The organism is Kitasatospora sp. NPDC087314, from assembly GCF_044744365.1.
Taxonomy (GTDB): Bacteria; Actinomycetota; Actinomycetes; order Streptomycetales; family Streptomycetaceae; genus Kitasatospora.
The window spans coordinates 114,730-128,689 of the sequence record NZ_JBIUYE010000018.1 but is presented as its reverse complement, the minus strand read 5'-3'; the positions used below and the strand labels follow the sequence as shown (position 1 = coordinate 128,689).

General features: G+C 76.1%; 7 protein-coding genes. 6 read left to right on the top strand and 1 reads right to left on the bottom strand.

Going from position 1 to position 13,960, the window contains the following annotated elements; genetic code table 11:
- Positions 1-31: 31 nt before the first annotated feature.
- From ACIO5E_RS33450 to ACIO5E_RS33435, 4 genes are all read left to right on the top strand, one after another.
- Positions 32-3,388, top strand: coding sequence for a right-handed parallel beta-helix repeat-containing protein (locus ACIO5E_RS33450; protein ID WP_400675247.1), 3,357 nt, complete (start codon positions 32-34; stop codon positions 3,386-3,388).
- Positions 3,385-4,629: a S8 family serine peptidase gene (locus tag ACIO5E_RS33445; RefSeq protein ID WP_400675245.1), complete on the top strand. Its 1,245-nt coding sequence runs from the start codon at positions 3,385-3,387 to the stop codon at positions 4,627-4,629. Before ACIO5E_RS33450 ends, ACIO5E_RS33445 begins: the two co-directional genes overlap by 4 nt.
- A 169-nt stretch (positions 4,630-4,798) precedes the next feature.
- Positions 4,799-5,254, top strand: a complete 456-nt coding sequence (locus tag ACIO5E_RS33440) for a hypothetical protein (protein ID WP_400675243.1) — start codon at positions 4,799-4,801, stop codon at positions 5,252-5,254.
- A 285-nt stretch (positions 5,255-5,539) separates the two neighbouring features.
- On the top strand, positions 5,540-6,127 hold the full coding sequence (locus ACIO5E_RS33435; RefSeq protein ID WP_400675240.1) for a sigma-70 family RNA polymerase sigma factor: 588 nt from the start codon (positions 5,540-5,542) through the stop codon (positions 6,125-6,127).
- Here the strand turns inward: ACIO5E_RS33435 and ACIO5E_RS33430 are convergent.
- Complete coding sequence (locus ACIO5E_RS33430) at positions 6,067-8,997, bottom strand: BTAD domain-containing putative transcriptional regulator (protein WP_400675237.1); 2,931 nt, start codon at positions 8,995-8,997, stop codon at positions 6,067-6,069. The two genes, ACIO5E_RS33435 and ACIO5E_RS33430, sit on opposite strands and share 61 nt — an antisense overlap.
- Before the next feature lie 369 nt (positions 8,998-9,366).
- On the opposite strand from ACIO5E_RS33430, the gene ACIO5E_RS33425 reads away from it, so the two are divergent.
- Complete coding sequence (locus ACIO5E_RS33425; protein WP_400675235.1) at positions 9,367-11,691, top strand: BTAD domain-containing putative transcriptional regulator; 2,325 nt, start codon at positions 9,367-9,369, stop codon at positions 11,689-11,691.
- Between the two features lie 296 nt (positions 11,692-11,987).
- Complete coding sequence (locus ACIO5E_RS33420) at positions 11,988-13,937, top strand: hypothetical protein (protein ID WP_400675233.1); 1,950 nt, start codon at positions 11,988-11,990, stop codon at positions 13,935-13,937.
- Positions 13,938-13,960: the final 23 nt, after the last annotated feature.

Below are 13,960 nucleotides of genomic sequence, written 5' to 3'. Positions count from 1 at the left end.
ACACGCAAGCAGAGCGAAGGGAACACGAGCCATGTCGCGCCACGTGCTGACGGTGTGCCAGGAAGAGAAGGCCGGCGGCACCTACCGCACCATCGGCGAGGCCCTGGAGGCGGCCCGCAGCGGGGCGGTGATCTCCGTCCGCCCCGGGCGGTACGAGGAGAACCTGGTGATCACCAAGATGGTGACCATCGCCGCCGAGGACGCCCGTGGCACCGTACAGATCACCCCGCGGCGCGGCTGCGTGGTCCAGGTGATCGCCGAGGCCGTCCAGCTCACCGGCCTGGTCCTGCACGGACAGGACGACGAACTGCCCGCCGTGGACGTCCCCCGGGGGCAGGCCGCCCTGCAGGACTGCGAGGTGGTCGGCAACTCCTGGACGGCCGTGCTGACCCGGCAGCAGGGGGCGCTGGCGATGCGCGGCTGCCGCGTCGTCAACTCCGCGGGCGCGGGCATCGTGGAGACGTCCACCGGGGCCAGCGTCATCGAGGACTGCGTCATCGAGCACCTCGGCACCTCCGCGCTGGTGATCGGCGAGAGCGCCAACCCCGTCGTCCGCAACTGCGTCATGCGCGACGCCCGGGGCAACGGGGTGTGCGCCAACGGCGAGGCCCGGGGCACCATCGAGGGCTGTGAGATCTCCAGCACCGACAAGCCCGCGATCGCCCTGGAGGAACACAGCACCACCCGGGTGCTGCGCACCACCGTCCGCGACGCGCCCGTCGGGGTCTACGTCAGCTCCGCCTCCCGGGTGCTGCTGGAGGACTGCACGTTCACCGCCACCGCCGGCCACGGCATCGTGCTGGGCGGCGGCACCGACCCGCTGCTGCGCCGCTGCCGTACCGTGCGCACCCGCGGCCACGGCATCCACGTCATCGCACGCTCACGCGGCACCTTCGAGGAGTGCGAGGTCAGCGGCGCGGAGACGGTCGGCGTGCACGTGGCCGACTTCGCCGGTCCGGTCATGACCAGGCTGGTCGTACGCGACTGCGGCGACACCGGGGTCGAGCTCACCGGGGAGACCACCGCCGAGCTGGACCGGCTGGAGGTCCGCGACGTCGGCGGCGCCGGGGTGCGGATCAGCGAGGGCGCCAACCCGTTGCTGCGCCGGGCCACCGTCACCGACGCGCGGGGCAACGGCGTGGAGGCCGTCCGGGACGGCCGCGGGCGGCTGGAGAGCTCCGAGGTCCTGGCCGCGGGCCTGGCCGGCGTTCTGATCGCGGACGGCGCCAACACCTTCGTCGGAGGCACCACCGTGCGGGACGCCCGGGGCCCGGGCGTCCACGTCGGTCAGAGCGGGGTGGCCGTGCTGCGGGACTGCGAGGTGGTCGACTCGGCCTCCGACGGCCTGGCCGTCGACGACGGCGGCGACCTGACCTGCACCGGCGTGCGGACACGCGGCAACCGCCGGCACGGGGCCCGGATCGGGGTCGGCGCACGCGCCGCCCTGACCCGGCTGGAGGCGCTGGACAACACCGGTGACGGGATCCGCGTCGACTCGTCCGAGGCGGTCCGGGTCACCGGGTGCACCGTCACCGGAAACCAGGGCTCCGGCCTGCGCCAGACCGTCCCCAGTACCCGGCTCTCGGTGGAGAACCTGCAGAGCCGGGAGAACCGCAACCCCGACGCGCACGGCTCGGCGAGCGCCGACGCCGCACCCCGGGCGGCGGGGGCCGTCGCACCGCAGCCGGGCGAGGGCGCCGACCCCGCCGACCCCGCCGCGCCGGTCGAGTCCGCGGCGCAGGGGCCGCTGGAGGTGCTGGAATCGCTGGTCGGCCTCGCCGCCGTCAAGGAGCAGGTCGCCACCCTGGTCAACCTCAACAAGCTGGCCCGGCGCCGCGAACTGGCCGGCATGCCCGCCCTGCCGATGAGCCGGCACCTGATCTTCGCCGGGCCCCCCGGCACCGGCAAGACCACCGTCGCCCGGCTCTACGGCAGCATCCTGGCCGAGCTGGGTGTGCTGCGCAGCGGCCACCTGACCGAGGTCGCCCGGGCCGACCTGGTCGCCTCGATCATCGGCGGCACCGCCATCAAGACCACCGAGGTGTTCCAGTCGGCGCTCGGCGGGGTGCTCTTCATCGACGAGGCCTACACGCTGTCCGCCGGCGCCGGGGGCAACGGCCCGGACTTCGGCCGGGAGGCGATCGACACCCTGGTCAAGCTGATGGAGGACCACCGCGACGACATCGTGGTGATCGTGGCCGGCTACTCCGGCGAGATGACCGACTTCCTGGCCAGCAACCCCGGCCTGGCCTCGCGGTTCAGCCGGACGGTGGAGTTCGCCAACTACGAGGTGGACGAGCTGGTCACCATCGTCGAGCGGGCTGCCGTCGGCCACGGCTACGAGCTCGCCGACGGCACCCGGGAGGCGCTGACCGCGCTGTTCGACCGGATGCCCAAGGGTGCCGACTTCGGCAACGGCCGCTCCGCCCGCAAGGTCTTCGAGGAGATGGTGGACCGTCAGGCCACCAGACTGGCCCGGCTGCCGGAGATCACCGACGCCGACCTCGCGGTGCTGGTCGCCGAGGACACCGGGCAGGAGGCCGCCGGGCCGCGGCAGGCCACGGACAGCACCGCCATCCTGGAGGAACTGAGCGCGATGGTCGGCCTGCCGGCCGCCAAGGAACAGGTCGAGGACCTGGTCAACCTGATCCGTCAGGTGCGCCGCCGCGAGGAGGCCGGGCTGCCGACCGCCGCCATCAGCCACCACCTGGTCTTCGCCGGTCCGCCCGGTACCGGCAAGACCACCGTCGCCCGGCTGTACGGGCGGCTGCTGGCCGAGCTGGGCGTGCTGCCCGGCGGGCAGCTGGTCGAGACCGCCCGGGCCGACCTGGTCGGCCGCTACGTCGGCCACACCGCGCAGCTCACCAAGGAGGCCTTCGACCGGGCCCGGGGCGGGGTGCTCTTCATCGACGAGGCCTACACCCTCACGCCGCGCGGCGGGGCCGGCAACGACTTCGGCCAGGAGGCCGTCGACACCCTGATGAAGCTGATGGAGGACCACCGCGACGAGGTCGTGGTGATCGTGGCCGGCTACGAGGACGAGATGCGCGGCTTCCTCGCCTCCAACCCGGGCCTGGCCTCGCGCTTCTCCCGGCAGATCGAGTTCGGGCACTACACGGACGAGGAACTGGTCACCATCGTCGGCCTGCACGCCGAGAAGGCCGGCTACGTCCTGACCCCGGAGACCGTCGAGGCGCTCGGCGGGGCCTTCGCCGCGATGCCCCGCGACCGCACCTTCGGCAACGGCCGCACCGCCCGGCAGACCCTGGAGGGCATGATCACCCGTCAGGCGGGCCGCCTGAGCCGACTCGACGTCTCCGACCTGGCCGAGCTCAGCCTGCTGCTGCCGCAGGACATCACCCCGCAGCGGTCGGGCAGCCCGGTATGACCGGGGGGCGTTGGGTGGGCGTCGCGCTCGCCGGCGCGCTGCTGGCTCCGGCGGTCCCGGCGGCCGTCGCTGCTCCGGTGGCCCCGGCGGTCCCGGCCGCCCCGGCCGCCGCAGCGGTGCCGTCGGCGCCGGCCTCCTCGGCCACTGCGGAGCCCCCGCCGTCGCTCGCGCAGACCCGGCAGGACGTGCAGCAGAACGGCTGCCTGAAGCCTTCCGAGCGCCCGGCCGACACGGCGGGTTGGGCCCAGGCCGCGCTGCGCCCCGAGGACGCCTGGCCGCTGAGCCGGGGCGCCGGCGTCTCGGTCGCGGTGGTCGGCTCCGGGGTGGACGCGGCGCTGCCAGCCCTGGCGGGGCGGCTGCAGCTCGGGCCGCGGGTCTACGGCACGGGCGACGCGGGCCGGGACTGCGTCGGGTACGGCACCTTCACGGCCGCCCTGGTGGCCGGCCGCCGCACCGGCGACGGCGGCCCCGCCGGCCTCGCCCCCGAGGCCCGCGTCCTGGCGGTCGCGGTCACCGACGACGCCGGGGCCACCACCCCCGACCTGCTGGGCAGCGGGATCCGCGCGGCCGTCGACAAGGGCGCCCGGGTGATCGCGGTCGTGGTGCCCGTCCCCGGGCCGAGCGACGCCCTCAGCGACGCGGTGAAGTACGCGGCGGCGCACGGCGCGCTGATCCTCGCCCCGGCGGCCCCGGACGGCCGCAGCAGCAGCGCGCCGGTGTTCCCCGCCTCCTATCCGGGAGTGCTCGCGGTGGCCTCCACCGGGCCGAACGGCCCGGCCGGAGCCGGCCCCGAAGGGCGGGTGGACCTGGCCGCCCCCGGCGAGGGTGTGACCGGTGCCGGGCCCGGCGGCGGCCTGTTCACGGCCTCCGGACCGGGCTGCGCGACGGCCTACGCGGCCGGTGCGGCGGCCCTGGTGCTCGCGCTGCGGCCCGAGCTGACACCGGAGCAGCTGACCCGCCGCCTGGAGACGACCGCCTACCACCCCGGCACCCGGCTGCCGGACGCCACGGTGGGGTTCGGCGTCCTCGACCCGGTCGCCGCCGTCACCGCCTCCTGGCCCGCCGCGGCCCCGGCGGCGGCCCCCGGCGCCCCGGTCCGGGTCGACCCGGGGCCGGACCGCTCGAAGGCCTGGCGGGCCCTCGCGGTGGCGGGCGGCAGCGCCGGCGTGATCCTGCTGGTGGGCTTCGGCGGCCTGACCGCACGGCTCGGCCGCCGCCGGGCGGGACGCGCCGCCGACTGACGGCCCGACGCGGGGAGGGACGGGCGCACCGCGCCGTACCGCCGACCGATGCACCGACGCCACGGTGAACACAACCCACCACGTTTTCCGTTCAACTACATAACGGTGCCGAGGCACGACAGGCGAGCGGCCCGCGTCCAGGGCCGGGCAGATGGGTGAGGTGGACTCGATGGCGACCACGGCGGTGGACCGCGACGGCGACAGACCGGCGGTCCTGACGGACGCTCGGGACGGAAGCGGGCCGGGAGACGAGGCGACGGCGCGTCGGCTGATCGCCGACTGGCTGACCGGTGACGCCGAACCGCCGGCCACCCCGTCCACCGGCCCGGAGAGGCCCGCCAAGGCGCTCCCGGCCGGTTGGAGCGTGCCCCCGGCCGCCGCCCGGGAGGTCGTCACCACGGCCCGGAGAATGGCCCTCCAGGGGCTGGCAGGGCGTGCCTGGCCGGCGCCCGGCCCCGACCGGCTGCGGCTGGCCCGAGTCCTGGTGGTCGACGAGCACCCCTCGGCCCCGAGCTGGACCGAGCGCGAACGCGCCGACCTGGCCGCATGGATCGCCCTCCTCGTGCGGCGCTTCGGAGAGGACGGCGTCCAGCGGCTCACCGCCGCGCTCGTGGCCCGGCACTGAGGGGCAGGGCCTCAGCCTGTCCGGCACGGCTCCGAGCGGCCCGCCGGTGGCACCGCGCCGGTCTGTCCGGCGGGTGCTCCGGGGCCGTCCGGCGGGGCGCCCCCGCGGACTCCACCGGGCCCCAACGCGCTCCAACGGCGGCCAAAGCGGAGGCCGACCGGACCGTTGGGCGGACATTGGCGGCGGCTGGGACGGTCTTTCCGTCAGGGCGAGGCACCGGGGCTCACCACGAAGACCCCCGCGGCTGCCCGCCGATGCCGTTGTACCAGAGCGAAGGACAGAGCCGTGGCCGAGGAAGCCGCCGCTTCACCCGATGGCGCCCAGCAGCGCGCCGAACACTCCGCCCGGGGCCGCGCGACCCTGGACCAGGACACCCTGGCGGAGCTGTACCGCGTGCACGGTCCGGGCCTGCTGCGCGCCATGCTCCGGGTCACCAGCGGTGACCGGGGCAAGGCCGAGGACATCCTGCAGGAGACCTTCCTGCGGGCCTGGCAGAACCCGGCCGCCATCGAGCGCGGCATCGAGGAGAGTCGCCCCTGGCTGTTCACGGTGGCCCGCCGGATAGCCATCGACCACTTCCGGACCGCCTCCTCCCGGGCCCGGGAGGTCGCCGACGACGCGCACGAGTACTACGCCGGGACCCACGACCCCTACGACGAGGTGCTCACCGCCCGCGACCTGGCGACGGCCATGGCGGAACTCCAGCCGCACCACCGCGACGTGCTGGTGGAACTGCACCTGAAGGGCCGCTCGACGGCGGAGGTCGCGTCGACGCTCGGCGTACCGGTGGGGACGGTGAAGTCCCGCAACTTCTATGCGGTGCGGGCGCTGCGCCCGATCCTGGCGGCCCGGGGGATACCGGTCGCGGTCTGAGCGCCCTGCGTGCTCCGAGCGCTCTGAGTGCTCTGAGCCGAGAGCTCCCCGTCGATCGTGGCGATCCGTGCTCCGAGCTCGGCGACGCTGCCGGTGTCGCCGAGCTCCCCGTAGAGCCGGAGCGCCGTGCGCAGCCGCGCCGAGGCCGCGGCCGGCCGGTCGGTGCCCAGCAGGAAGTCGGCGTAGCGCTGCTGGACGGCCGCTTCGAGGTGGCGCGCCGCGCTGGCCCGGCAGCGTGCCACCGTCTCCTCCCAGGTGCGCTCCGACTCCTCGCCTCGGCCGAGGAGTTGCAGTGCGTGGGCCTCGTCGGCCAGGGCGAGGAGGTGGAAGGTGGCGTGGGGGTGCGGGGCCAGCAGCCGGCGGGCCTCGCGGGCATGGCGCAGTGCCGTCGGCCCGTCGCCGCTCAGGTTCGCCAGGGTCGCCGCGTTGCTCAGCACCGTCGCGCCGGCCTGGTGCAGGCCGAGCTCGTCCAGCCGGCGCACGGTCGCGTCGGAGAGCCGTCGGGCCTCGGCCAGGTCGCCGTGGTCGGCGAGCGCCACCGCCAGCACGGCCATGGTGTAGATCTGTGCGGGGCCGTCGTGGTCGCGCGTGCGGTCGTCGGCCCGGCGGGCGAGGACCAGCGCCTCCGCCGGGCGCCGCTTGCCGCTGAGCGCCCGCGCGGTGGCGGCCTCCATCAGGGCCGCCGCCACCGGGTCCCCGGTCCGGGTGGCCGCGGAGAGGCCGTGCCGCAGGCAGTCGAGCCGGTCGGTGAGCCGCCCGGCCCCGAAGTAGAGGCAGTTGGCCAGGAAGGCCAGCTGCCAGGACCGGTCGTCCTCGCCGGCCTCGGTGCCGGCAGCCACCAGGGCACGGACGGCGGGCTCCTCGGCGCGGAACCACTCCAGCGCGGAGCGCACGTCCGGCAGGTCGGGCAGCACGGGCGGCGGGAACTCCACCGGCCGCTCGAACTCGCTGAGGTGCGGCTGGAGCAGGCAGGCGCCCGCCATGGCGGCGGCGAGGTAGTAGTCGAGCAGCCGGACCAGCGCCTGGTGCCGCCGCGCGGGCGGATCGGCGTCGAGCAACTCCCGGCCGTAGAGCCGGATCAGGTCGTGGCGGCCGTAGCGGCCCGGGGTCGTCTCGGTGAGCAGGTGGTGGGCCGTCAGCGTACCGAGTGCCCGCCGGGCCTCGCCCGGTGGTGCTTCGAGCAGCGCGGCCGCGGTCGGCACGTCGACCTCCGGCCCGGGGGGCACCGCCAGCAGGGCGACCAGCCGTACCGCGGTCGACGGCAGGCGGCGCAGCGTCAGGTTGAGCGCCGAGCGCACGCTCACGCCACCGTGGGCGTCGAGGGCGGGCAGCCGGGTGCGCTCGTCCTCGACCTCGGCGACCAGGTGGCCGACGGTCCAGGCCGGTTGGGCGGCGAGCCGGGCCGCGGCGATCCGCAGGGCGAGCGGGAGGTGGTCGCACAGCTCGGCCAGCCGGCGGGCGGCGGCCGGTTCGGCGGCGAGCCGTTCCCCGCCGAGGATCTGGGCGAGCAGGCCGAGCGCGTCGGCCTCGGGCAGCGCCTCCAGCCGGAGCAGCGCCGCCCCCTCGGAGACGACCAGGTCCTCCAGCGTGTTGCGACTGGTGACCACGGTCGCGCTGCGCGGCCCGGCGGGCAGCAACTCGGTGACGTCGGCGGCGCTGCGCACGTTGTCGAGCAGCACCAGCAGCTCGCGCTCGGCGGTGAGCGCCCGGTAGAGCGCGCCGAGGCGGGCGCGGTCCTCGGGGATCTCGGCCTCGGCGAGCCCGAGCGCCCGCAGGAAGTGTCCCAGCACCTCCGCCGGGTCGCTGGGCCGGGCCGGGTCGAAGCCCCGTAGGTCGTGGTGGAGGTGGCCGTCCCGGAAGCCGCCGGCGGCGGTGTGGGCCCAGCGCACCACGGTCGCGGTCTTGCCGGCGCCGGCCGCGCCCACCACCACGGCCAGCGCGTGGTCGGGGCGGTCGGCGCCGCAGGCGTGGTCGAGCCAGTCCAACTCGGCGGCCCGGCCGACGAAGCCGGGCGTGCGGCGGGGCAGGGAGCCGGTGGCGGGCCGGGCCGCGCCGACGGCCGGGTGGGGGAGGACCGACGGCCGAGCCCGCGCGTCGACGGGTTCCGGCCGGCCCGGGGCGCCACCGGGGTCGGCCGGGGCGCGATCGTCGGCGAGCACCGCCGCCAGGGCGGCCTGCAGCGCCGGGCCCGGTCGCAGGCCGAGCTCGGCGGCGAGCCCGCTGCGCGCGCGGTGGTAGAGCCGCAGGGCCTCGGCCGGGCGCCCGGCCTGGTGCAGGCAGCGCACCAGCAGGGCGGCGGTCGGCTCCTGGAGCCATTCGGTGTGCAGGTGCCGTTCGAGCACCGGGAGGGCCGTGCCCCCCTGACCGATGTGCAGCAGCCGTTCGGTCCAGTCGTGTACGGCCTGCTCGTGGGCGCGGTCCAGCCGGTCCGTCAGGGCGCGTCGCTGCTCGGTGTCGGGCAGGTCGGCGAGCGGGGCGCCCTCCCAGAGGCGGAGGGCTTCGCCGAACAGGGCGGCGGCCGTCCCGCTGTCCGGCTCCTCGCCGGCGCGGGCGGTGAGCGCGCCGAAGCGGTGGACGTCGACCGACTCGGCGTCGCCGTTGAGGAGGTAGCCCGAGGAGCGGGTCTCCAGGGTGAGGGCGGTCCCGTTCAGGTGCTTGCGCAGCGCGGCGACGTGACCCTGGAGTACGGCCTTGGCCTGGGCCGGCGGCGCCTCGTCCCACAGCAGGTCGTAGAAGCGGTCGACCCGCACGCAGCGGCCGAACTCCAGGGCCAGCAGGGCCAGTACACCCCGGCGTTTGGCCCCCGGCACCGGAATGCTCCGGCCATCGGCGGCCCTGAGCTCGGTCGGCCCGAGCAGCCGGATGCGCATGTGCTCCCCAGGGGTTCGGCTCCGGCGAAGGTACCGGTCGATCTTAATCATTCCTTACAGTCGGCGAGTCTACGCGCGTCACTTCGAGGTGACCGCCCGCCTTCGGGATGGCGGAGGTGCCGTGTCCATGATGACCGGATGGTGAACTCCGTACGAAGCTTGAGTGTCGAAAATCGGCGGCTGGTGCTTCCAATCCGCAAGTGACGACGGCCAGTTGGGTTTCCTTACCAATCCCGGCGGGGGCTTGGACGAAGATCGAAAACCTCCATATCCTCAGCCCGTCCCGTCCTCAGACAAGCAGGAGAGAGTGTGCGCGTCCGGCTGCTGGGCCGAGTCGAAGTCCGCTGTGACCAAGGGCGCCCCGTCGTCGTGGCCGGAGCCCGTCGCCGGGCGGTGCTCGCCCTGCTCGCAAGCGAGTTGAACCGTCCCGTCCCGGTCGGGCGACTGCTCGACACGGTCTGGGACGGGGCCCCGCCCCCGACCGCACGGGCGGCCCTCCAGGGCCACGTCTCCGCCGTCCGGCGCGGACTGGGCGACGGCCTGACCCTGCTGACCCGGCCCGAGGGCTACGTCCTGGTCGGAGAGCCGGACCTGGTCGACGCCAAGCGCTTCGAACGGCTGACGGCCGCCGCCGAGGAGGCCGCCGACACCGAGCACGCCGTCGCCCTGCTGCGCGAGGCCCTCGACCTGTGGGACGGACCGGCCCTGACGGACTGCGGCTCACGGACCCTCATCGAGACCACGGGCCGGAGCCTGGACACCGCGCGGAGCCTGGCCGCCGAACACCTCGCCGAGCGACTGCTGGCGGTGGGACGCGGCGCCGAGGCCATCGGCGACCTGCAGACGGCCGTCACCGCGGACCCGCTGCGGGAGTCCGCGGCGGCCCTGCTGACCCGCGGCCTCCACCAGGCCGGGCGGACCGCCGACGCCAGGCTCGCCCATGAGCGGGCCCTGGCGCGGCTCGCCGCCCACGGCCGGACCCCGGGTCGGCTGCTGTGCGAGGCCGGCGAAGCCCTGAACCCCGCCGAGGCGAGCGCCGTGACCGCTCCGGCCGGCCGCGGCGCGCTGCCGCGGATGGGCGTGGACCTGGTCGGCCGCGCGGCCGAACTGCGACTGCTGGACGACGCGACGCTGCGCGCCGAGGGCCGGCCGGTGCTGGTCACCGGGGTCGCCGGGGCCGGCAAGAGCAGCCTGGTCCTGCACTGGGCGCACGCCCACGCCGACCGCTTCCCCGACGGCCGGATCCACCTGAACCTGCGGGGCTTCGGCGAGGAGGAACCGCTCACTCCCGCGGAGGCACTCGCCGCGGTGCTCGGATGGCTCGGCGTCCCGGCCGGTGAGGTACCCGCCGACCTCGCCCGGGCCGTCGAACTCTTCCGCGCCCGCACCGAAGGCCGTCGGCTGCTGCTCGTCCTGGACGGTGCGCGCAGCGCCGAGCAGGTCGAACCGCTGCTGCCCGCCTCGCCCGAGCCGGTGGTCGTCGTCACCAGCCGCTCCCGACTGACCGACCTGGTGGTGCGCGAGGCCGCCATCCCGCTGCCCGTCGCCGGCCTGCCGGAAGCGGAGGCCGTCGAACTCCTCGCCCGGGTGGCGGGACCGGGGCGGACAGCGGCCGAGCCGGGTGCGGCCCGGCGGCTGGTGGAGCTGTGCGACCGGTTGCCGCTGGCCCTCCGGGTGACCGGCGCCCGACTCGCCTCCAGGCCCGCCTGGTCGCTGAGCGACCTCGCGGAGGAGATGTCCGATCAGCGCACCGGCCTCGCCGCGCTCGCCACCGGCGGCGCACTCGGCATGGCGACGGCGCTCGGCCGGAGCGTCCGGGTGCTGCCCGAGGAGGCGCGACGCCTGTTCGCCCTGTCCGGGTTGCACCCCGGCGAGACCCTCGACAGCGGGGACGCCGCGGCACTGACGGGCGCCTCGCCGGCCCGGGCCCGCGAACTGCTCGCGGAGCTGGACGCGGCGCACCTCGTGCTGGAGGCCCTGCCCGGGCTGTTCCAGGTCGACCGCCTGGCCCGCCTCTACGCCGTGGAGCTGGCCGCCGAACTGCCGTGCCCGGAACGGGTGGCCGCCACCCGGCGGCTGCTCGACCACGCGGTGCGGGCGGCGGGCGCCGCGCTGGAGAGCGTGACGGGTCCCGTCCCGGCGCACGGCGCCTCCGCCCGTGCGCTGGAGACCGCCGCGCAGGCACTGGAGCTGGCCCGCCGACTCGTCGGCGAGCTGGTCCGTCAGGTGCCCGAGCCGACCGTCCCCGAGCGGGCCGCGGACTCCGGGCGGGCCCGGCTGGTGGACCGGCTGAGCCGGACGCTCGAGGGCGTCCGCGGCGAGACCTCGGGCGAGAGCCCGGGCGACGGTACGGAGGTTTCCGACCGTGCCGTGCCGGAGCGCGGGGTGGGGGAGCGGCCTGCTCCCGAACACGTGCTCCCGGCGGATGCGGCGATCGACGGCGTCGCGCCGGACCCCCTGGACCGGCTGCTGGACGAACTGGTGCGCGGCGCACCCGTGGAGCTGCCGCCGGGGCGGTCGGACGGAACCCGCCGCAGGGTCGCCGCGGACGCCCGCGCCGCTCCGCCGCCGGCTGTTCCGCCGCCCGCCGCTCCGCCGCCGGCTGTTCCGCCGCCCGCCGCTCCGCCGCCCGTCGCTCCGTCGCCCGCCGGGCCCGGCGGGCTGTCCGGGCTGCGGCCGGCAGCGACCGGATGACCGGGCCGGGGCCGGTCGGGCACCCGGCAGTTGACGGCCGGCCAGGCGGGTCGCGTCGGCGGTGAACCGGGCACGGGTGTCGTTCCGTGTTCCTCGCCGAGGACCCCCTCCGTGCGGCGGTGACCCCGAGGGCCGTGAGCCCGTCGCCGTACGCGGTGGCACCTCGAACCGGCTCCCGTTCCCGCGGCCCCGGCGGGACCGGGGCCGGTGCCCGGAGTCCGCCCGCACCCGGGCGACCGGGCGCCGCGGCGGCGGGGGCGACCCCGTCCACTTCCCAGCCCAGGAGATCCTCTGCCATGTCCAAACACCGGCTCAGCCGCCGTCGGCGGATCGCCGCCGCCGCCACCGCGCTCGCGGCCGGCGGCGTCCTGATCGTCGCGCAGAACGACGCGCCGGCCGCCGCCACCGATCCGGTCGGCCTCAACGCCGTCTACGAGTACCTGGGTTGGGGCGAGTCGGGTGCCGCCCAGGACCCGGTCGAGGTGATGAAGGCGACCGGCATCCGGCAGTTCACCCTGGCCTTCCTGCTCGCCGGCCAGGGCTGCGAGCCGGCCTGGGACGGCGAGCGCGCGCTGACCGGCAGCGACGAGGAGGCGAAGATCAAGGCGATCCGCGCCGCCGGCGGCGACGTGGTGGCCTCCTTCGGCGGCTGGGACGGCGCCAAGCTCGGGGAGAAGTGCACCGACGCGACCCAACTCGCCGCCGCCTACCAGAAGGTGATCGACGCCTACCAGCTGAAGGCGATCGACATCGACATCGAGAGCACCGAGCTGACCGGCGCCGAATCCCGCCAGCGGGTGGTCGACGCGCTCAAGACGGTCAAGGCGAAGAATCCCGGCCTGCGGGTCTACGTCACCTTCAGCACCGAGGAGAACGGCCCCGACGCCGACGGCACCGACCTCATCGCCAAGGCGGCCAAGGCGGGCCTGGAGGTGGACGGCTGGGTCGTCATGCCGTTCGACTTCGACCGCCACAGCGGCTCCATGGTGGACGCCACCGAGTCCGCCCTCTCCGGGCTCCAGCAGGCCCTCGTCAAGGCCTACGGCTACGACCAGGACACCGCCTGGCGCCACGCCGGCCTGTCCTCCATCAACGGGCACAGCGACTCCCCGGACGAAGTGGTCTCCCCGGCCGACTTCCAGGCCATGCGGGACTTCGCCGTCGCCCACCACCTCGCCCGCTTCACCTTCTGGGCCGTCAACCGGGACCGCTCCTGCGCCGGGACGTTCTCCAAGGACACCGCGTCGAAGTGCGGCGGGATCCAGCAGAGCCCGTACGAGTTCACCAAGATCGTGGCCGGCTACCACGTCGACTCCAAGCCGTCGGACGGCGCCGCGCACTGCCCCGGCCCGGTCGGCAGCCCGTCGCCGGAGGTCACCGCCACCCGGACCGGCCCGACCACCAAGCCCACGGCCGACGCCGAGGACACCGCCTCGCCGTCGGCCACCCCGCGGCACGACGCCGGGACGCGCACGCCGATCTCGGGCACGCCCGCCTCCCCGCAGGCCAGCGCCTCGCAGAGCCGGCGCCTGGCGGCGACGGAGGCCAAGCGCGTGAAGGGCACGCCGCAGGCGGACGACTCCGATGACTCCGGCGACTCCGGCGACGACACTCCGGACCCGAAGGTCACCACCGCCCAGCCCGCCGACCCCTCCGAGAGCCCGGCGCCGGCCAAGCCCAAGAAGACTCCCAAGCCCACGACCCCGCCGGCCTCGCCGACGGCGACCACGACCGGCGCGCCCGCCACCGGCACCCAGGCCCCCACCGCGGACTGTTCCCCGACGGCCGACCCGGTGGTCACCCCGACCACCGCCCCGTCCACCCCGGCCGCGACCCCGAGTACCACGGCCATCTCGGCGCCGACCGGTCAGCCCAGCAGTCAGCCGACCGGCCAGCCGACCACGACGCGCCCCACCGAGCAGCCCACCCCGACCCGCACCCCGGCCCCGGCGCCCACCACGCAGGCCCCGGCCCCGGTGGTCACCCCCACCACGACGCCCACGGCGGCCGCGTCCGCCACCCCGGCGCCGACGGCGAGCCCCACCGCGACACCGACCGCCCCCGTGGCCGCCGCCGCGCCCGCGACCACGCCGCCCGGCGAGGCCCACGGCCAGCCCCTCGCCTCCACCGGGGGCGGCGGCGCCACCAGCGTGGTCGTCGCCGGAGCCGGCGCGCTGCTGCTGATCGGCGGCGCCTTCGGGATGGTCGGCACCCGCCGCCGTCGCAGTACGGAGGAGACGCAGTAACGCCTGGCCCTGGTCAGGGCACC